Genomic DNA, 18,007 nt, shown 5'->3' with positions numbered 1-18,007 from the left:
CAGATTACAATGGCGGCTATTGTAGCGGTTTTTTTGCGGTACTGCTTCATATTAGCCATAGCATGATAAACTTAGCGAAATTTTTCCTGATACAGGCTCTGTCATAAAGTGTCTTCACAACAGTTACTCCATCCGCGTAATCTTCATCAGGGCCGTTACGACTTTGCTGCGCTGATTGCAGCCTTACCGCAACTTGAAGCTTATGTCCGGTTGAATCCGTCGGCGGAGCCCACCATCGATTTCACCGATAATCAGGCCGTGGTGTTGCTTAATCAGGCTTTGCTGGCAAAATATTATCAGGTGAAATACTGGCAGTTACCGCCAGGTTATTTGTGCCCGCCTATTCCGGGCCGGGCAGATTATGTGCATTATCTGGCAGATTTACTGGCGCGCAGCTATAGCGGTTTGCCAACCGGCAAGCAAATTAAGTTGCTGGATATTGGTACCGGCGCTAATGTTATTTATCCGGTTATCGCCAGCCAGAGCTACGGCTGGCAGGTGTGTGGCACCGATATTGATGCTGTGGCAGTAAAGGCCGCAGCACTTATTGTTGCGGCTAACCCGGTGCTTAAATCACATATTAATATTGTGCAGCAGCACGATGTAAAGGCCATTTTCAGTGGGGTAATTAAAGGCGACCAGCGCTTTCATCTGACCATGTGTAATCCGCCGTTTTTTGCATCTTCGGCAGAAGCCGAAGCGGCCAGTAGCCGAAAATGGGCTAACCTTGGTAAAGCCGGACAGGGGCATCAGCGCAATTTTGCCGGGCAACAACATGAGTTGTGGTGCGAAGGCGGAGAGCTTAAATTTATCAGCCAGATGATTACTGAAAGCCAGCTGTTCAAACAACAGGTATCATGGTTCAGTACTTTGGTGTCACAGCAAAAGCATGTGAGCGTACTAAAAAAACTATTGCGTAGTGTCGGCGCTGTGCAATCTGAAGTGATAGAGATGCGCCAGGGGCAAAAAGTCAGCCGTATTCTTGCCTGGAGCTTTCTGACACCACAGCAGCAAACACAATGGTAAAGTGTTGTTTAACATATTGCCGCTAATAGCTGGCCAGTTAATTTATACACTCTATTTTTTTGCCGACCGGGTTGGTATTGCCAAGTTTTTGCCAGATTTTTTCGTGGAAAAAGTAACCGACAGTATTTACTGCAGGTTCTACCACCGCGATCAGGCCGCCTAGCACAAAGCTGCCGGTGATCAGGTAAGTAACGGCAAAAGCAATGGTGAAATGCATAACAGCAAAAGTAATAGTCTTTGTCATGGTGGTATCCTCTGTAATCGCTATAGACCAAATGATAACGGTTCTTAATATTGTTTAAAGTGAATAAACCCGCTTAAGTTAATCGTTTTTATGAATGATGTCGTAACACGCTATCGGAGATGGGTATGGATTGGCGGCAGTGGTTAGAGGTAAAACAGTTTGAATTTTTATTGCATTGGTTTATGCAACGCCAGCGCGAACTGAAACTGGCTGAGTTGGATGAGCCTTTGGCATATGATGGCTTTAGTATGTACGATCAATTATGCCAGCAGATGTTAAAAGAGGCTGAGATAGCTTATCTGGAGCGGTTTTCTGAGCCGGTAGTGCCTATCGCATTAACCAATATATTGCATCTGGCAGAGTTAGAGCTGGCGGGCAGGCCGCCCAGGCGGCCTACGCAAACAGTGCATTGAGGCTAATGGCCGGGTGTTTCGATCCGTTTTAATGCATCAATCAACATTGGCAAATCAAGTTTATCGTTTAGCGGCAGTAGTGTACCAGCAGACCACACACCGTAACTGCCATCGGCACGTAATATCACCATCTTGTCTTTTTTAAAGCTGATAATTTCCTGGCCACTGATATTGAGTTTGGGTAATGAACGGGGTTTAAGCAGGTTGTCACCAAGCCAACTGGCATGAGAGCTGCAGCCAGCCTGCGCCAGTAATGTAGGCAGCCAGTCCAGATGCTGGGTTACCTGGTGCGGCTGTAACTGGCGCAAAGCAGCCCAGTTTGACCAAACCTGAACCGGCGCCAGATTAAACTGATTGTGGCTGCCGGTGATGTTCATCAATACGATATTATTGTATTGCTGATATTCTTCCCAGCGCAGCTGTGGGGCGTCATCAAATAAAATAGCAAACTGACCGGAAACGCCGGTTTGTAGCCAGGGCAGGTCTGCAACTTCAGTATCAGCGCTGCGGTTGATGCTGATATTGGCGGAAGAAAGCTGACCTAGCCAGCCCGGCTCTGCCTGTAGTTGCTGCTCTGTTTGGTTATCTATCATAAACTTACCATACAGTAAGTTCAGCAAAGCCTCATTAACCGCGCGTGGCGCAAAATGTTGCTCCAGTGGCCTTAAGCCTTTACTGGCAACAGCGTTTTTCAGCTGCTCACTAAAGTTGCTGGTAACCAGCAGCAGGGTGGGTGCACCTGCATGATCAGCATTACACTCCAGCGCCTGATGAATAAACTGGTTTGGCAGGCTGAGTTTATCCAACTGAACCAGAGCCCGGTTGTTTAAGTCTACCAGCTGATAACGGGCCAGAAAGGTTTTCGCGGTGGCCGGGTAAGATAAGGGCAACACATTGTCTTGTTTGGTGACGTCGTACTTCAGATTAGCGTCGGCATAAACATGCAGCAGATGGCTTAGCATAAAACTGCTGATAAAAAGCGCAAATAAAGGCGTTGCGATACCGGATTGCTTTAAACGTTCTACCTTTTTCCAGCAGTAGTTGCTTAGGGTCAACTCAATGGCCAGCAACAAAGAGCCAACGGCCAGTACAATCAGCACGAAATTACGTAAGTTGGTGACTATTTGCTGGCGCAGCAGATCGGTAGCCTGATCAATTGAGGCACTGCCGATGTGATAACCAAGGCTGGCATAGACATAAGCATCAAAAATCAGCACCACCAAGGCCGTGGTTGCCAGTATAGCGGCCAGGCCACGTACATGGCGCTGGTACGGAAATACCAGCGACACCGGGAAAATAGTCAGGATAAAAAACATAAAACACAAAAAAGCGGTGTGGCCAATCCAGTTTAACAGCAGATACAGCCAGCCCAGCACAGACACCGGCGAGGGCTCTGCTAACCAGTAAGCTGATGTAACAGCCAGCGCCAGCAGAATATTAAAAAAACTGAACCAATGGCCCCAGTTAAGCAGGCGGTTTACTTTTTTTACCAGTGACAGATTATTTTCCAGCACCATACGCGCTTAGTTCACTTTGGTATTTACGGCATCGGTTAATGCCTGATTAAAGTGGGCAACAACAGTTTGGCGCTGTGCTACCGGTACGCTGCTGTTAACAACATGGCTAATGGCATTACCCAGACACATCAGGCTTAGTTCTGTGGTGGCTTTTTCGTTGTGCAGTACGTCCAGTAACTGATTTACCAGTTTTTCAATCTGGCTGGTGGAATACTTTGATACAATTGGCATGAATTATCCGCAAGTCATGTGGTTTAAACAGTTAGAATAGTAACAGAATTCATTTTAAACAGGAAAAGTTATGTCAGTAGATGTGCAGCAGTTGGCAATAAATTACCTTGAGCTGGATGAACAAACGCAGAGTAAAGCGCACTACCGGCCGTCTTTGGTTGCACCTACGGCGGCAGTGGCACATTTGGTAGAGCAGTTGCACCTGGCTTATAACGGTAAGCCCGCCAAAGGCTATGCTGCTTTTAACGACGATAAAGATCCGCAGGTTATGACAGTACTAAATGACTGGCAAAAGCAAACCTCGGATTTTCTTGTGCTGGCCAATACCTCTACTGCTGCGCTGGAGCAGCAACTGCAGGCGCATCAGTTACCGGAAAGCGGCTATTTGCTGATCTGCCATTATCGCTATCTGGCCAGTGATTACCTGCTGTTTTGTCTGTTAGGCAGCAAGGATCATTTTTCTTTGAGCGAAGATCTGGAGCTGGCTACTTCACGCCACCTGGATATTGCCAGAATGCAACTGGCTGCCCGTATTGATTTAACCGAGTATGGCAGTTCGCCAGAGCAGGGAAAGTACATTAGTTTTATCCGTGGCCGTGCCGGGCGCAAAGTAGCCGATTTCTTTCTTGATTTTTTAGGCTGTGAAGAAGGTACCGATGCGCGGGTAAACAGTAAAGTGGTACTGGCGTCGGTGGAAGAATACTTTAGCGCTGCCGAGTTTGACAACAATGAAAAAACGGATGCCCGCAAACAAGTGTTCAGCTACTGTGAAGAGCGGGCCAAAGCCGGGCAGGATGTGGTGTTAACAGAGCTGTCGGCTGTTATTGATGAACAGGAGCAACAGGGGTTTTTACGCTATTGCCAGGAGCAACAGCTTGAGGTGGCAGAGCAGTTTCCGGTAGAAGTAAAAGAGCTGAAAAAACTGATTAAATTTGCCGGACAGGGAGCAGGCCTGTCGTTAAGTTTTGAGCAAAAATTGCTTGGCGACAGAGTGCAGTATGATCCGCACAGCGATACCATTTTGATTAAAGGCACACCACCCAATCTGCGCGATCAGTTACAACGCTTTATTCAGGGCTATTCGGCGTTTGATCGTGAACAGGGCTCTGCTGAGTAGTGTTATGCTGCTTGGTAACGTTACCTTTATTGCCCTCAGCCTGTTTTGGTGATGAGGGCATTTTTAACTTTGCCGCGTGTTTTATCAGCAAAAGATTACTGATCACCAGGCCAAAGGCCAGGGTTAATGCCCAAAACAGTGGCCAGTTCATGGTGTTGCCAGACAAATGTTCGCAATATAGCGGTTAAAAATAGCATCGAGGTGGGTTAAAACTAATTGCTGCTCGGCCAGAGGATGCTGTGTCAGGCATTGACGCAATATTCCGCTATTAAAGCTGGCCAGATAAGCGCTGGCCAGCGGTTGGTAACTTATATGCCAGGGTTCAGCGGCAACCCCCCCCTGAAACTCGCGGTAGGGTAAAAAAAAGCCAAAGTCAGAGGCATATGCACTTAACCACTGTTGTAGCCGGTAAAATGGGCCATCCGGGCCATATTCTGCCGGCTCAAGTTGCGGTTTGTAGTCTGGTGGCACTGAGCCAGCATCGTATACATCAAACTCTGTGCCCCAATGATGACGGCTGGCACCGGGCAATGCAGAGTACAATAGTACGGCGTCAAGTTTAGCTTTGCCGGTTAAGCTGCTGATATCAATTACTTGCCCATCCTGATCGTAAACAGGCCTTTTCCCCGCTAATTTTGCCTGCCAGATAGCCGCCTGGCGCTGGTAAGAGCGAAAGGCTGAAACAATTTTTATCTCAATACCATCTGCTTTTGCTGCAGTGCATAATGCACTAAAGGGTTGTGCGACAGCTTTATGCAACATAAAACCGTCCGGGCGCGTTAGCAGGTGCTGCTCGCTCAGGCCGGTCAGAATGTCATCGCTGCAGTCAATCATAGGCTTAATTCAAGCTGTTCCAGTACGGCTTCGTACATTTTGGCCAGTTGCTCTAAATCAGTTACTGACACACATTCATTAATTTTATGAATAGTGGCATTACAGGGGCCAAGCTCAACCACCTGGGCGCCTGTGGGGGCAATAAAGCGGCCGTCTGAGGTGCCTCCGGTAGTTTCCAACCGTGTTTCAAAGCCCTGAACCTGATAAATCGCTTTAACTGTGGCCGCCACCAGACTACCGCTGTCGGTTAAAAATGGCAGGCCGTTTAGTGTCCAATCCAGCTCGTAGCTCAAACCATGTTTGTCCAGCAGGGCGATAACACGTTGTTGTAGTTGCTCTGCGCTGCTTTGGGTGCTGTAGCGAAAGTTAAACATAACTTTTAGCTCACCCGGGATCACATTTGAGGCACCGGTGCCGGCATGAATATTGGCAATTTGAAAACTGGTTGCCGGGAAATAAGCATTGCCATTGTCCCATTGTTCGGCCGCTAACTCGGCTAAGGCCGGAGCGGCTTTATGAACCGGGTTATCTGCCAGCTGTGGGTATGCCACATGGCCCTGAATGCCTTTTACTGTAAGATGGCCGGTTAAAGAACCGCGCCTGCCATTTTTAACCACATCACCGGCTTTTTGGCTGCTGGAGGGCTCGCCAACAATACACCAGCTGATTTTTTCGTTACGTGCTTCCAGGGTTTCAATTACACGTTTGGTGCCGTTGATAAAAGGGCCTTCTTCATCACTGGTGATCAGGTAAGCCAGGTCGAATTTGGGACTCGGGAAGCGTTGCAAAAAGCGCTCGGTTGCTACTACCATCGCCGCCAGGCTGCCTTTCATATCAGCGGCGCCACGGCCATATAAAGTATCGCCGATAATAGTGGGCTCAAACGGTGGCGTGTGCCATTGTTCTACCGGACCTGTGGGTACTACGTCAGTGTGGCCGGCAAAACAAAATACCGGTTTGCCATTACCACGGCGGGCCCACATGTTTAACGTATCGTCAAAATGCATAACTTCAATATCAAAGCCTACTGCAGCAAGGCGCGCAGCCATCAGTTGCTGGCAACCGGCATCTTCTGGGGTGACAGACGGACGGGAAATTAAGTCTTGGGTTAATGCCACTACGGCGCTCAGGCTGCTCATGTGTTTAGTCCAAAAATCTGTTGGTAGTCGTCTGGTTTAAAGCCTAAATGGTGTTCACCATTATGCACCAGTAACGGCCGTTTAATCATGGCCGGTTGTGCCAGCATAAGTGCCAGTGCTTTTTGTTCGGTCAGCTCCGCTTTATCGCTCTGCGGTAACTGCCGGTAGGTTGTGCCCCGGGTATTAAGCAGGTTTTGCCAACCGCACCGGGCGGCAAAGCTCTGCAGCTGCCCGGCTGTTAAACCATCAACGCGGTAGTCAATAAACTGATAGGGTATTTGCTGTTGTTCCAGCCAGCTGCGGGCTTTTTTTATGGTGTCACAGTTTTTAATGCCGTATAGCGTAGTCATATTTTACTTGTTCTTTAACTGAATAATTATAGCGGTATCTGTCGCAGCAGCTACATAGCGCTGCATGCAAAATATCGCCTCGATAGCAGGGTGGGGCAAAATCATCAACGCTGCATAACAGCCCTGACTAGCCTGCAAATAATGCGGGTCCAGCCTTAATACCGGTTGACCCGCTCTAAGCTGCTGGTTTGACGCAGCCAAATGCTCAATACCCTGACTACAGTCCGCGATCAGGTGTGAGGATAAATCCAGTTGCAAAGTCAGGCCGCTGCTATGTTTAAACCGCAACCTGCGCCTGCCATTCAGGCAGCACTGGTAAAGACTGTTAAACGGCGCCACAACAGTGCCTTGCTGTAATTTAATACATAAAGCCTGTTGCATAATGCCACTGTTATACAACAGCTCAGGGTGTGAGCTTATTGGCAACAAGGTGCCGCAGGCCGGGCTTTTTATAGCAACACCTTCTATTTCGTTTAGTTGCGCTAGCCAGTTTAGCAACAGGGGGAGGTCCTAATACAGAGCATTGGCCTTATCCTAATCCAAACCGGCATGACTACTCAATAAATTCGTGCGATTACAGGCAAAGTTAAACAAAATATCAGCAGTGTTGTTTAGGTTAAATATGACATTTTGACGAACTTAGTATTATTTTTTCATGAAATCATTATTTTCACTGGCAAATAACCTGACAGCAGCCGTGGTTTTATTGCGCTATATAGGGTTGTGTTGTCCACAGATTTTGTGGATAACTTTGTGTGTAACGCTGTTTAACTTGCTTAAGTTAATGTAACTTAAAGACTAAATATTATGGCATATTTTTTGTTAGTTTGTGTTTAAGCTAAAGGTGGGGCTAATGCTGGTAAAAAGCGAGTTTCGCAATACAACAATGGCTCAGTCCGGTTGAAATCTCAGTTTCCACTAATTGAACCGCTACTTTTTGCTTAGGTAAAGTGTAATTTTATTTGCCGTAATATCATGCACATTCGGCCGTCCGAGCGAAGTGCTAATAATGCCGGGGGTAAAGTTGCTGGTTTTATGCTATCGTTCAGGCATAGTTTTCAGTAGGAGGTGGTAATGCAGTATCCGCTTTATGCAACCCTACGCGCCGGGCGCGAGTACAGTAAGTTGTGGCCTGCCAAGGCAGAGCTTAATAGCCTGTTCATTGAAAATAAGGTTATTTTGCTAACATCAGTAACGGGTCGTTATTTACCTGGCCTGGCACTGCTGTGTGCGGCTGTACAATACAGTTATTTAGGTGCAGCATTCTTACCACAAATTCTGGCGATGATGCTGTTTTTAGTATCGCTACCGTTACAAGGTTGGTATTGGCTTGGAGTGCGTGCTGAAACAAAGCTGCCTCCGTCAATTGCATCCTGGTATCAGCAAATAAGGCAGCAAATGCAGCAGCATGGGGTAGAGCTGGCTCCCGTGCCACAACCCGGGCGCTACAAGGACCTTGCAGCTTTATTGAAGAAAGCCTACCAGCAGTTGGATAAAACTTTTGTCAGGCAGTGGCTGTAGTCACTGCCTGTTAGCACACAGTGTTAGCTTAGTTAAATACTGACCATACCGGAGCGTGATCTGAAGGGCGCTCTATACCACGCAATTCATAGTCAATACTGCTCTCTATACAACGCTCCGCCAGGGGCGCTGTAGCCATAACAACATCAATACGTAAGCCGCGGTTGTCCTCAAAACCTTTAGAACGATAATCAAACCAGCTGTATTGGGCGCCGGTTTCCGGGTGCAGGGCGCGGAAAGTATCAATTAAGCCCCAGTCTTTAAGTTGCTGCAGCCAGGCCCGCTCTTCAGGTAAAAAGGAGGTTTTACCTTCGCGTAACCAGCGCTTGGCATTGGCTTCGCCTATACCAATGTCCAGATCAACTGGCGATATATTGATATCACCAATAATGGCAATGTGCTCGTCTGGAGTATGATGTTCGGTAAGATAACGTTGTAAATCTGCATAAAACTTGGTTTTTGCCGGAAACTTAACCGGATGATCGCGATTTTCTCCCTGAGGGAAGTAACCATTGAGCACGGTTAGCGGTGTGCCGTCGGCCAGAGTAAAGCTGCCAATCAGCATGCGGCGCTGAGCATCCGCTTCGTCTGTAGGAAAACCATACTGCATTTTGCTGGCAGGCTGTTTACTGAGAATAGCCACGCCGTAATGGCCTTTCTGGCCAAAATGATAAACGTGATAGCCCATCGCCTGGACGTCTGCCAAAGGAAACTCGTCGTCATGAACTTTAATTTCCTGCAAACCAATAATATCTGGTTGATGCTTATCGATAAGTGCTTGTAGTTGATGCAATCTCGCCCGTATTCCATTGATATTAAATGAAATAATTTTCATGTTGTTGTTGGCCCTTAATCTGTTTAATGCAGCGAAGTAGCCGGATAATAACACTTTATCCGATGCTGTGGCACAATGGTGGCAGGATAAACCTAAGTCAGAAAACCGGTATGGAGTAGAAATTGTCAGCGTTAATGATGGAAACCGAGCAATTTAGCTACACCGTGCATTACAGCTCACGAAGACGTAGCGTGGCGTTACAGGTTAAGCAGGGCCAGCTGACAGTGCGCGCGCCACTGGGTTATAGCCTGGCAGACATTAACGCGCTGGTGCAACAAAAGCAGCAGTGGGTACTAAAACATCTGCAGCAAGTTAAACTACAAATCAGGCCACAATGGCTGGCAGAGCAGCAATTACCGCTACTTGACAACACCATCGCACTAACCCGGATGCGGGGAGCGAAATCAGCAGTACTGTACGATGAGTACAACATTACGGTTATTGTGTCATCCCGTGTGCAACCGCAACGCTATGAAAAGGTGCTGCTAGCGTTGCTACAAAAATGGTATCAGCAACAAGCGCTTAGCTGGTTTACCCAACGGGTGTTTTATTGGCAAAACAAGATGAACATACGCTCTGGTACTATACTTGTGGGCAATTGGCGAACAAAATGGGGTTACTGTAAAAGTAACTCCGAGTTGGGGTTTAACTGGCGTTTAATGATGGCGCCTGCTTGGGTAACGGATTATGTGGTGGTGCATGAGTTGGCGCACCTTAAACACCTGAACCACTCGCCACGTTTTTGGCAATTGGTGGGTGTGCATTATCCGCAAGCGGAGCAGGCTAAAACCTGGCTAAAACACAATCAACATTTATTAGAGCTATAAAAAAAGCGCCGGTACAAGACCGGCGCAAACACTAGGACATCGAAACAGGAGAGAAAAAGGTATTACTTAGCTACTACTGGTAAATAGGACCGGGCTTCTGGCAAAAGATTCAAAATTATTTTCAATTATTTTTCGTGACAGCGCTTTGCATTTTTATAGGCATTTGGTTTAAGCTCCGCGGCATCAACAGTGTGGTGTTACTACAACGAACAGACAGCTAATATCGCTGTTTTGCGACGGGACTTTTACTATGACAAACCTGCTACGCCTGCAACAACTGGCAAAATTATTAGACATTACCCGTTTACAGGATGATGAAACAGAACACAGCTTTGGCCAGTGGCTTGAAAGTGTTCCCGCTCTGACACCTGCGGCTTACTGTGTTTATCCTCAATTTTTGGCAACTTTACAACGATGGCCGCAACGGGCACTACAGGCTAACATTGCAACAGTGGTTAACTTTCCCGGTGCAGATTTAGCTGCCGATATCGTATGCGAGCAAATTCAGCAAGCCAGAATGGCGGGTGCAACAGAAATTGATTGTGTGTTGCCCTATAAAGCTCTGCTGCGGGGCGAGCATGGTTTAGTTAAAAGTTTTTTGTACGATATACGTCAGGCCTGTGACAACACCTGTCTAAAAGTGATTATCGAATCTGGCGAGCTGGTTACTGCACAACAAATTACCAAAGCGACCGAACTGGTAATCGAAGGGGGCGCTGATTTTGTCAAAACATCCACCGGTAAAGTAGCCACGGGGGTTACTATTGAAGCGGCCCGTATTATCCTCACGGTAATAGCGGCGGCAAACCGCTCTGTTGGTTTTAAAGCCTCAGGCGGTGTACGTAGTATTGCTCAGGCGCTTGAACTGGTGCAGTTGTATGAGGATATTACCGGGCGAATTGCCACCAATGCTGGCATGCGCATTGGCGCCAGTGCGCTGGCTAACGACGTGGCACAACAACTTCTATCGCAGTAATCAGCGTCTGAATTCATCGCGTAGTTTATCAAATTGCTGTAAAAGCTCTTTATAACGTACGCGATGATGCTCGGGTAATGGCATATTGTCGACAACCCGGAATGTTTTTTTACAACGTTCAAACAACTCTCTTGATTTATTTCTTTGCTGACTGTTTAACAGCTGAATGGATGCCTGGATAAGATTTAAAGCACTGCCGGTATTCATTGGTGCCACTTCCAGTGCGGCTTCAAATTGCCTGACGGCAGCAGTAAAATTACCCTCTTTATAGCTTTTGATACCGGCTTTATTTAACTCACCAAACTGCAGCTGTTTCTGATCAACAAAATGTTGCTGATCACCGAACAGTGAATTCAGCACCGGGTTGGCCATCAGCTCTGCTGGTAAAAGCTTTTGTAGAGTTGCGGCTTGCTCATATTCGCCAATCTGATTCAGCAAAAAGATCGCGTCAGGTAAAATCTGATGTTGGTCATGCAGTTCTTCAGATACCGCCGCATAGGTTTTTTTTGCCTGGTACTGGGCACCGTTTAATGATTCCAACCGGGCCTGGCATAGGGCTTCAAATAAATCGAAGTTGATTTCCCTGGTCATCATTTCATCACGTTTAACTCTTTGCAGAGCAAGCGACACCTCTTGCAGGTAACGGTTGCGGCTTGCCGGTTCGTCGGCCCTTACCGCGGCTTCGATAACGGTGCGGATATAGTTAAGTAAGTGAATAATATCCTGTTTTATAGAGCGGCGGGTGATCTCATATAGCTGCTTACTGGCAAGAACCTGCTGGGGGATGTTATTTAGATCGCGGGCTATCTCCATTACCAGGTACTGACGCTGCATACTGTAAGGTGCTATTTCTGCTGCAGCCTGAATGCTGCTAAAGGCTTTATCCGTCTCGCCCATGGCGCGATAATTTTGTGCCTGAATATCATAAGCTTCGGCAAAATAACGATTATTCTCTATCGCTTCCTGACACAGGGCCATACTGTCTTCATAACGGTTTTGCCGGTAGTATACTTTAGCTTGCAGCAGCAATGCCCAGCCACTGCGTCGTTGTGACAGCGTTTCCTGTAATATATGTTCAGCTTCGCTAAGGTGGTTTAACTTAATCAGATTTTCTACCAGCACACGTTTACAGAATTGCTGATACCGGCCTTCAGTGCCTATTTCCTGCTGACACAACGTGACTACCTGTTCAGCTTGCTCGTCGAATAACGCCTGATACACCGCTGCCAGTTGAGTTTTTTTTCTTTTTATCCGCAGAATTCTGCTGCGTAGCACGTTTTGTGAAAAGGGTTTTACCAGATAGTCGTCAGGCTCTAACTCTACTGCGCTCATCACCATAGGGACAGTGTTTTCGCCGGTCACCAACATAAAAATACTGTGTGGCCCAAGCAGCTTTTTTTCCCGCAGATCTTCAAGTAACTGCTTGCCGTTTTTCCCTACACCCAAATGGTAATCAACAAACAGGATGTCATAATTTACATTGGCACATTTGGCCAGTGCCTGCTCACCGGTGGGAGCAAAAGCAACATTGGTTGCTCCCATAGAGTACAGGATGCCTTTAAACATCAATTGAAAAGCCCGTTGATCGTCAACGATTAGTATCCGCTGATTCTCAAGCGTCTTGTTATTCATCAACACCACTTCGCTTAAAACTAAATTCAGTCAAGTGTCGGAAATAACAAGGTGATTAGCAAGAGAATTAATACAGGAGTGCAGTGCAGTGTGAAGTTTTAGCTTGATAAAGCAGGAAAATGGTGGAGGGGGAAGGATTCGAACCTTCGAAGGCAGTGCCGGCAGATTTACAGTCTGATCCCTTTGGCCACTCGGGAACCCCTCCACGAGTGGACGGCATATTATCAAACTGACTTTTGATGTAAAGGCATTTACTAAACTTTTTTGTCTGACTGCCGATAAATGCAGCAAGAGTAAAACAAAACCGGTATAACTGCGCAAAATGTCGATGGTAATTAACGAATGGCAACTTGATGTAAAACTAAATCGCGCTCTGCAAAATGCCCAGCGCACAGATTTTGCTTTGTACCTTGCGCTGTTGTCACCGGCCATAGAGGAGTCTGCTCAGTTTTTCACCCCGGATGCTATTGAGCAAAGTACACAACTCAATTTATATCAGCAACTCGGTGTTGCATTGCCGCGTAGTCTGGCACAAACAGAAACTGATACGATGACAATGCTCAAGCATAGCGAGGCTCTGGCAAGTACTGGTTTAGCTCAGCTAAAGCTAGCGACTTACCTTAGTCCGCCGCCTTTAGCCCGGCATGATGATAAACAGCGAATCGCTGATGATGTCTGGCAAAGCTTAAGTTTGCATAGTCGCAGAAGACTGCAACACACCACGCCTGAAAAACCACAGGCTAACCCGGCAGATCTTTATGAAGTATTACAGCAACTACATGGTAGTGAGGCAGCCTGATTATTAAACAAAGCTGTTAGCTACCCGATAGACGGTGCACCACGCAATACTTAAATTTTTTAGCGCTACCACAAGGGCAAAGCTCATTGCGGCCAATTTTTACCGGCGCTTTATCATTTAATATACCGTCAATGTAGTACCAGGCTTTGTCGTATACAAAACGGGATCGCTCGGCAAACTCGTACAGTGTACTTTGCTGCATATAGCGCACACTGAAACTAACATAGCCCTCGCTATCTGTTTGCTCTGAGGAAAGAATGCTCAGTTTGATAAAGTGACTGTTATTGGCAAAAGCTGCCAGTGATGCAACAGAATTAGCCGCCTGTTTTGATAGATGGTAAGTCTGATACAAATATTGGATATTACGCTGGCAATAAGCACTGTAGCGTGATCGCATTAACTGTTCACAATGTTCTGCTCGTGCCTGCCCTGATATCAATGGCAGGCAACACAAACTGAATTCTTTGGCTGAGCCACAGTAACATTGCATATTAATCCGCTTTACCTGTTCTTTAAAAGGCCTGATCTTAGCATCTTTGTCGCGCGCGTTTAACATGCATTAATGGGTAATGTGCTCCTGTTGCAGCTGTTCGCATTGATAAAACCAGGTGTTATGCGTTACCGCCAGTTTACGGCAGATGTCGAGCTGCTGCGGGTCCAGCATCCGGGCAAAGTTGATAACGACTTTGCAGCTCGCTGATACTAATGCCTGCTGAATAGTGGCACTGAGATCCCTGATTTGCTTCTGATGTACAATCAAAACGTTATGAAAAGATACGTGGTGCTGTTCAGCCCAGGTTTTATGCGGTATATGGGATGGGGCTATTAACAGAATCCATCCTTGCTGATGCTGATGTTGCTGGATCAGCTGCAGTAAAGTGTGATGTGAGGCATTAGCTGTAGCGGCTTCACTATCGGTTACTGAATGTATCTTTAACAGACGGCTATCGATGTAAGCAGTTGCTGTATTAGCATAAAATTGTTGATTAACCGGGCGGTTATACATATCGACCTCTACATGTTTATTTATACAGTGTATGTATATACAGTATTTGCTTGCTGTGTAAAAAGCAAGCGTTTTAGCCGTTTTTTTACTGTCATAAAACCAACGTCATGTCATGCAGTTGTCATACTGAGGCATTAACCTTTTGCCGCAGTTGCTTACATCGGTTGTAGTTATGACGGTTAACCCGAATTATTGTACTGAGTTGTCGCACCTTATCCGGCAGCGCGCACTGACTCCGCTTTTTCAACCTATTTTCAATCTGTCATCTACAGAAGTGCTGGGTTATGAAGCATTGATCCGCGGGCCGTCTAACAGCCCGTTACATTCTCCTTTACTGTTATTTAAAGCGGCACTGATGTGTGGAATGCTGGAACCGCTTGAAATGTTGTGCCGACAGATAAGTATCGAGGCTTTTGCCAGAGCAAAGATGCCTGGCTTACTATTTCTGAACGTCAACCCTTTGTTATTACTAACATCAGATCATCCCTCCGGGCTGACAAACAGGCTATTGCAGCAAGTCGAACTTGATCCGTCCCGGGTTGTTATTGAAATTTCAGAGCAATATCAGGTTGAAGATCCAAGCGTATTAATAAAGGCAGTAAACCATTACCGTGAGCTTGGGTTCTCTATCGCGATTGATGATTTAGGCAGCGGTTTTTCCGGCCTGAAGCTGTGGTCTGAATTAAAACCAGATATTGTTAAAATTGACCGCTATTTTATCAGCCAACTGCATACCGACCCGACCAAACGAGCTTTTGTGCAAAATATAGTGGCACTGGCAAATGCAACCGGTTCAAAAATCGTTGCAGAAGGTATCGAAACCCAGGAAGAGCTATTACTGTGTCAGGAGCTGGGCGCTGATTATGGCCAGGGCTTTTTGCTCGGACGGCCAGCTGCAAAAATAGAATCCTCACCGCCTGGACGATATTTACTGGTTAAACAAAAGCAGCCCTATACTGCAGCTTCGGAAAAAGTGTCTGCGATTATTCAGTTTTTGCCGGCTATAGAAAGTGGGATACTGGCAGGCGAAGTCATGCAATTATTTAGCAATAACCCGGATTGGGCTGGCCTGGCTGTTGTTGAATCGGGCATTCCGGTAGGAATGATAAACCGGGCCCAGCTGCTGGCAATGTTTGCAATGCCGTATGGCCGGGCGTTGTATGAAAAAAAACCAATAAAGCGCCTTATGGCATTAAGCCCGGTAGTGGTAGATGAACATACCAGCCTGGACGATGTCAGTCAGTTAGTTACAAGTAATGAAGATGGTGATAATAACTGGTTTTTTATTGTTACCTCAGCACAGCGTTATGCCGGTATTGGCTCAGTGCGGCTATTACTGAAGAAAATAACCGAGCGAAAGTTGCAACATGCCCGCTATGCTAATCCACTAACATTATTACCGGGCAATGTGCCGATTTATCAGGAAGTAGATCGCTTACTAAGCCAACAGATTAACTTCACTCTGGCTTATGCAGATTTAAATCACTTTAAACCATACAACGATATATATGGCTACAGCAGAGGGGATTTAGTGTTGCAACTGCTGGGTGAAACCATTAGCCAGGCCGTGGCCGACTCGGGTAATTTTGTTGGCCATGTTGGTGGTGATGACTTTATTATTATCTTTACCAGTGATAATTGGCAAACTGCGTGCCAGCAGATAGTGCAGGAGTTTAATCAGCGCATTGTGCATTATTATGATGCAGTGCATGTCGAAGCGGGCGGGCTTAGTGCCGTTAATCGCTCTGGTGATAGCTGCTTTTATCCTTTGCTGACCTTATCTATAGGAGTAGTATTACCCGATCCGGTGCTATGTGTGTGTCATCATGATGTGGCTGCCATAGCGGCATCAGCAAAAGCAGAGGCAAAAAAATTGCCGGCCGGAGGCGTATTTGTTTCGCGCCGTAGAGGCCCGGCCACAGCTGTTTCAATACTGGCTGGACCATTAACCCGCTAAATTTGAGTAGAATAGCCTGCTTATATTGTAAGAGAGTCAGCAATCGATGTTGTTAGAAAAGTATGTTAACCAGAGTAGCGCAGGTTTTAGTTTCAGCCGTAAACAGGCCAGTGAGTTTGCCAAACAAGTGGCAACAGACTTTAATCCCATTCATGACGAAGAGGCGAAACGGTTTTGCGTACCAGGCGATTTGCTGTTTTCGTACTTGCTAAACCGGTACGGCATTACTGAGCAACTTAGCTGCCAGTTTTCTGGCATGGTGGGTGCTGACGTGCTGCTGCAATGTAAAGAGCAGGATAACCTGATAACGATTTGTGATAGTCAGGATAAAACCTACTTGTCTTTGCAACATAACGGCGCTTGCCAGCATGACTTAGCTGTTATTGAGCCACTGATCCGTGACTACGTAAAATTCTCCGGTCAGAACTTCCCGCATATCCTGTTACCGCTGATGCAAAAGCATCAGGTGATGATTAATCCGCAGCGCCCGCTGGTGATCTACGAGAGTATGGCACTAAGCTTTGCCCGTCTGCCCAGACAAAAAGTGGATTTATGCCTTACCGCATCTTCACTGTCAGTAGATGGTAAACGTGGTAATGCTCTACTGGAGTTCTCGTTAAGCGAGCAGGGCGAACTGATAGGTAAAGGCGAGAAACGCATGATCCTGAGTAACCTTATGCCTTACGACGATGCACAAATGCAGCAAATGGTGGCTGAGTATAATAGTCGTAAAGTTGCTGCTTAATATAAAGACGGGAAAAGCGTGTTTTGGCTAAATAATCAGCAGTCACGCTTTTCCGGTAAATAACCGCTTGCAGGTATTCTAAAAGGACCTATAATGCGCGCCATGTCATGCGGGGCGCGCAGCCGGGTGCTGCAGTTTGGGTGTCTCAGGTGAGTTAAAACGGTTCGCAAAAATCTTTCAAAAAGACGCTTGACAGACCCGCTTAAATCACTAAAATGGCGCCCTCGCTTCACGGTGGTGTTTAACGCGGTGAAATGAGTAAAGAAGTCTGGTGTGACGATGCGTTTTTAAATGAAGAATCATCGTCACGCTTGACTTAAAAACTGGGAAGTGTAACATACGCCTCCCGCTTTGAGAGTTCAAAGCACGCTCTTTAACAATTCGCAATCAATCATCTGTGTGGGCACTTATGATGGATTTCACAAAATGAAATTTATCGGTTGAGTGACTTACATAGAAATATGTTTTAAGTCAGTAAGACTGAGCGCCACTTCGGTGGCAGAAAGAACTTTAATTGAAGAGTTTGATCATGGCTCAGATTGAACGCTGGCGGCAGGCCTAACACATGCAAGTCGAGCGGGGTTTTCGGACCTAGCGGCGGACGGGTGAGTAATGTATAGGGAGCTGCCCGACAGAGGGGGATACCAGTTGGAAACGACTGTTAATACCGCATAACGTCTACGGACCAAAGTATGGGACCTTCGGGCCATATGCTGTCGGATGCACCTATATGGGATTAGCTAGTTGGTGGGGTAATGGCTCACCAAGGCGACGATCCCTAGCTGGTTTGAGAGGATGATCAGCCACACTGGAACTGAGACACGGTCCAGACTCCTAC

At 46.7% G+C, this 18,007-nt stretch carries 21 protein-coding genes, 1 tRNA gene and 1 rRNA gene; 10 read left to right on the top strand and 13 right to left on the bottom strand.

The features are described 5' to 3' along the window. The first annotated feature begins 108 nt into the window (after nt 1–108). Nucleotides 109–1,026, top strand: a complete 918-nt coding sequence (rlmF, locus tag BLW68_RS18575; RefSeq protein ID WP_092796505.1) for a 23S rRNA (adenine(1618)-N(6))-methyltransferase RlmF — start codon at nt 109–111, stop codon at nt 1,024–1,026. A 37-nt stretch (nt 1,027–1,063) separates the two neighbouring features. Here the strand turns inward: rlmF and BLW68_RS18570 are convergent, their stop codons facing one another. Next, nucleotides 1,064–1,270: a DUF2061 domain-containing protein gene (locus BLW68_RS18570; protein ID WP_092796503.1), complete on the bottom strand. Its 207-nt coding sequence runs from the start codon at nt 1,268–1,270 to the stop codon at nt 1,064–1,066. A 125-nt stretch (nt 1,271–1,395) separates the two neighbouring features. Between BLW68_RS18570 and BLW68_RS18565 the strand changes: the two genes are divergently transcribed. Continuing rightward, nucleotides 1,396–1,683 (top strand): hypothetical protein, encoded by a 288-nt coding sequence (locus tag BLW68_RS18565; protein WP_092796597.1) that lies wholly within the window; start codon nt 1,396–1,398, stop codon nt 1,681–1,683. 2 nt (nt 1,684–1,685) lie between these two features. Here BLW68_RS18565 and BLW68_RS18560 read toward each other — a convergent pair whose 3' ends face one another. Then, a complete protein-coding gene (locus BLW68_RS18560) occupies nt 1,686–3,200 on the bottom strand; it encodes a DUF3413 domain-containing protein (protein WP_092796501.1) in 1,515 nt (504 codons plus the stop codon). A gap of 6 nt (nt 3,201–3,206) precedes the next feature. After that, entirely contained in the window at nt 3,207–3,431 is a 225-nt protein-coding gene (locus tag BLW68_RS18555) for a YejL family protein (RefSeq protein ID WP_092796499.1), read from the bottom strand. A 70-nt stretch (nt 3,432–3,501) separates the two neighbouring features. Between BLW68_RS18555 and yejK the strand changes: the two genes are divergently transcribed. Next, a complete protein-coding gene (yejK, locus tag BLW68_RS18550; RefSeq protein ID WP_092796497.1) occupies nt 3,502–4,548 on the top strand; it encodes a nucleoid-associated protein YejK in 1,047 nt (348 codons plus the stop codon). On the opposite strand, the gene BLW68_RS21700 is transcribed toward yejK, so the two are convergent. The 5 genes from BLW68_RS21700 to BLW68_RS18525 are packed head-to-tail and all read right to left on the bottom strand — an operon-like array spanning nt 4,499 to nt 7,369. Continuing rightward, nucleotides 4,499–4,699, bottom strand: a complete 201-nt coding sequence (locus BLW68_RS21700) for a DUF2897 family protein (protein ID WP_092796495.1) — start codon at nt 4,697–4,699, stop codon at nt 4,499–4,501. The genes yejK and BLW68_RS21700 overlap by 50 nt on opposite strands. Beyond that, nucleotides 4,696–5,382, bottom strand: a complete 687-nt coding sequence (locus BLW68_RS18540; RefSeq protein WP_092796493.1) for a M15 family metallopeptidase — start codon at nt 5,380–5,382, stop codon at nt 4,696–4,698. The genes BLW68_RS21700 and BLW68_RS18540 overlap by 4 nt, the downstream gene beginning before the upstream one ends. Then, entirely contained in the window at nt 5,379–6,512 is a 1,134-nt protein-coding gene (gene dapE / locus BLW68_RS18535) for a succinyl-diaminopimelate desuccinylase (RefSeq protein WP_425438504.1), read from the bottom strand. The genes BLW68_RS18540 and dapE overlap by 4 nt, the downstream gene beginning before the upstream one ends. Before the next feature lie 5 nt (nt 6,513–6,517). After that, on the bottom strand, nt 6,518–6,871 hold the full coding sequence (locus BLW68_RS18530) for an ArsC family reductase (RefSeq protein ID WP_092796489.1): 354 nt from the start codon (nt 6,869–6,871) through the stop codon (nt 6,518–6,520). A gap of 3 nt (nt 6,872–6,874) precedes the next feature. Continuing rightward, entirely contained in the window at nt 6,875–7,369 is a 495-nt protein-coding gene (locus BLW68_RS18525; protein WP_177172291.1) for a PTS glucose transporter subunit IIA, read from the bottom strand. Nucleotides 7,370–7,945: 576 nt separating this feature from the next. Between BLW68_RS18525 and yfbV the strand changes: the two genes are divergently transcribed. Then, complete coding sequence (gene yfbV, locus BLW68_RS18520) at nt 7,946–8,392, top strand: terminus macrodomain insulation protein YfbV (RefSeq protein ID WP_092796485.1); 447 nt, start codon at nt 7,946–7,948, stop codon at nt 8,390–8,392. A gap of 28 nt (nt 8,393–8,420) precedes the next feature. Here the strand turns inward: yfbV and xthA are convergent, their stop codons facing one another. Then, entirely contained in the window at nt 8,421–9,227 is an 807-nt protein-coding gene (xthA, locus tag BLW68_RS18515) for an exodeoxyribonuclease III (RefSeq protein ID WP_092796595.1), read from the bottom strand. A 122-nt stretch (nt 9,228–9,349) separates the two neighbouring features. On the opposite strand from xthA, the gene BLW68_RS18510 reads away from it, so the two are divergent. Both BLW68_RS18510 and deoC read left to right on the top strand, forming a co-directional pair. Next, the gene (locus tag BLW68_RS18510; protein WP_143039985.1) at nt 9,350–10,054 is read left to right on the top strand and encodes a M48 family metallopeptidase; all 705 of its coding nucleotides are present in this window, start codon (nt 9,350–9,352) and stop codon (nt 10,052–10,054) included. Between the two features lie 250 nt (nt 10,055–10,304). Continuing rightward, complete coding sequence (gene deoC, locus BLW68_RS18505) at nt 10,305–11,030, top strand: deoxyribose-phosphate aldolase (RefSeq protein WP_092796481.1); 726 nt, start codon at nt 10,305–10,307, stop codon at nt 11,028–11,030. Here the strand turns inward: deoC and BLW68_RS18500 are convergent, their stop codons facing one another. Then, on the bottom strand, nt 11,031–12,662 hold the full coding sequence (locus tag BLW68_RS18500; RefSeq protein ID WP_092796479.1) for a response regulator: 1,632 nt from the start codon (nt 12,660–12,662) through the stop codon (nt 11,031–11,033). Between the two features lie 120 nt (nt 12,663–12,782). After that, a tRNA-Tyr gene (locus BLW68_RS18495) sits at nt 12,783–12,867 on the bottom strand. A 117-nt stretch (nt 12,868–12,984) separates the two neighbouring features. Here BLW68_RS18495 and BLW68_RS18490 point away from each other — a divergent pair. Beyond that, entirely contained in the window at nt 12,985–13,461 is a 477-nt protein-coding gene (locus tag BLW68_RS18490; protein WP_092796477.1) for a VC2046/SO_2500 family protein, read from the top strand. A 16-nt stretch (nt 13,462–13,477) separates the two neighbouring features. Here BLW68_RS18490 and BLW68_RS18485 read toward each other — a convergent pair whose 3' ends face one another. Both BLW68_RS18485 and BLW68_RS18480 read right to left on the bottom strand, forming a co-directional pair. Continuing rightward, nucleotides 13,478–13,858, bottom strand: a complete 381-nt coding sequence (locus BLW68_RS18485; protein ID WP_245728398.1) for a YchJ family protein — start codon at nt 13,856–13,858, stop codon at nt 13,478–13,480. 162 nt (nt 13,859–14,020) lie between these two features. Beyond that, complete coding sequence (locus tag BLW68_RS18480) at nt 14,021–14,467, bottom strand: SulA-like leucine-rich domain-containing protein (RefSeq protein ID WP_092796475.1); 447 nt, start codon at nt 14,465–14,467, stop codon at nt 14,021–14,023. A gap of 172 nt (nt 14,468–14,639) precedes the next feature. Here BLW68_RS18480 and BLW68_RS18475 point away from each other — a divergent pair, with 172 nt between their 5' ends. From BLW68_RS18475 to BLW68_RS18465, 3 genes are all read left to right on the top strand, one after another. Then, nucleotides 14,640–16,424, top strand: a complete 1,785-nt coding sequence (locus BLW68_RS18475; RefSeq protein ID WP_092796473.1) for a GGDEF domain-containing protein — start codon at nt 14,640–14,642, stop codon at nt 16,422–16,424. A 46-nt stretch (nt 16,425–16,470) separates the two neighbouring features. Further along, nucleotides 16,471–17,169 (top strand): DUF3581 family protein, encoded by a 699-nt coding sequence (locus tag BLW68_RS18470; RefSeq protein WP_092796471.1) that lies wholly within the window; start codon nt 16,471–16,473, stop codon nt 17,167–17,169. Nucleotides 17,170–17,680: 511 nt separating this feature from the next. Continuing rightward, nucleotides 17,681–18,007: ribosomal RNA gene (locus tag BLW68_RS18465) — 16S ribosomal RNA — on the top strand; the annotation flags it as partial.

Origin of the sequence: Rheinheimera pacifica (assembly GCF_900108485.1) — a bacterium.
Taxonomy (GTDB): domain Bacteria; phylum Pseudomonadota; class Gammaproteobacteria; order Enterobacterales; family Alteromonadaceae; genus Alishewanella; species Alishewanella pacifica.
This window is presented reverse-complemented; position numbering and strand designations above follow the sequence as displayed.

Bases quoted from the DNA above. Each gene is read 5' to 3' on its own strand.
- BLW68_RS18570 (WP_092796503.1), bottom strand. From the start codon at position 1,270: ATGACAAAGACTATTACTTTTGCTGTTATGCATTTCACCATTGCTTTT.
- BLW68_RS18565 (WP_092796597.1), top strand. From the start codon at position 1,396: ATGGATTGGCGGCAGTGGTTAGAGGTAAAACAGTTTGAATTTTTATTG.
- BLW68_RS18560 (WP_092796501.1), bottom strand. From the start codon at position 3,200: ATGGTGCTGGAAAATAATCTGTCACTGGTAAAAAAAGTAAACCGCCTG.
- BLW68_RS18555 (WP_092796499.1), bottom strand. From the start codon at position 3,431: ATGCCAATTGTATCAAAGTATTCCACCAGCCAGATTGAAAAACTGGTA.
- yejK (WP_092796497.1), top strand. From the start codon at position 3,502: ATGTCAGTAGATGTGCAGCAGTTGGCAATAAATTACCTTGAGCTGGAT.
- BLW68_RS21700 (WP_092796495.1), bottom strand. From the start codon at position 4,699: ATGAACTGGCCACTGTTTTGGGCATTAACCCTGGCCTTTGGCCTGGTG.
- BLW68_RS18540 (WP_092796493.1), bottom strand. From the start codon at position 5,382: ATGATTGACTGCAGCGATGACATTCTGACCGGCCTGAGCGAGCAGCAC.
- BLW68_RS18530 (WP_092796489.1), bottom strand. From the start codon at position 6,871: ATGACTACGCTATACGGCATTAAAAACTGTGACACCATAAAAAAAGCC.
- yfbV (WP_092796485.1), top strand. From the start codon at position 7,946: ATGCAGTATCCGCTTTATGCAACCCTACGCGCCGGGCGCGAGTACAGT.
- xthA (WP_092796595.1), bottom strand. From the start codon at position 9,227: ATGAAAATTATTTCATTTAATATCAATGGAATACGGGCGAGATTGCAT.
- deoC (WP_092796481.1), top strand. From the start codon at position 10,305: ATGACAAACCTGCTACGCCTGCAACAACTGGCAAAATTATTAGACATT.
- BLW68_RS18500 (WP_092796479.1), bottom strand. From the start codon at position 12,662: ATGAATAACAAGACGCTTGAGAATCAGCGGATACTAATCGTTGACGAT.
- BLW68_RS18490 (WP_092796477.1), top strand. From the start codon at position 12,985: ATGTCGATGGTAATTAACGAATGGCAACTTGATGTAAAACTAAATCGC.
- BLW68_RS18485 (WP_245728398.1), bottom strand. From the start codon at position 13,858: ATGCGATCACGCTACAGTGCTTATTGCCAGCGTAATATCCAATATTTG.
- BLW68_RS18480 (WP_092796475.1), bottom strand. From the start codon at position 14,467: ATGTATAACCGCCCGGTTAATCAACAATTTTATGCTAATACAGCAACT.
- BLW68_RS18475 (WP_092796473.1), top strand. From the start codon at position 14,640: ATGACGGTTAACCCGAATTATTGTACTGAGTTGTCGCACCTTATCCGG.
- BLW68_RS18470 (WP_092796471.1), top strand. From the start codon at position 16,471: ATGTTGTTAGAAAAGTATGTTAACCAGAGTAGCGCAGGTTTTAGTTTC.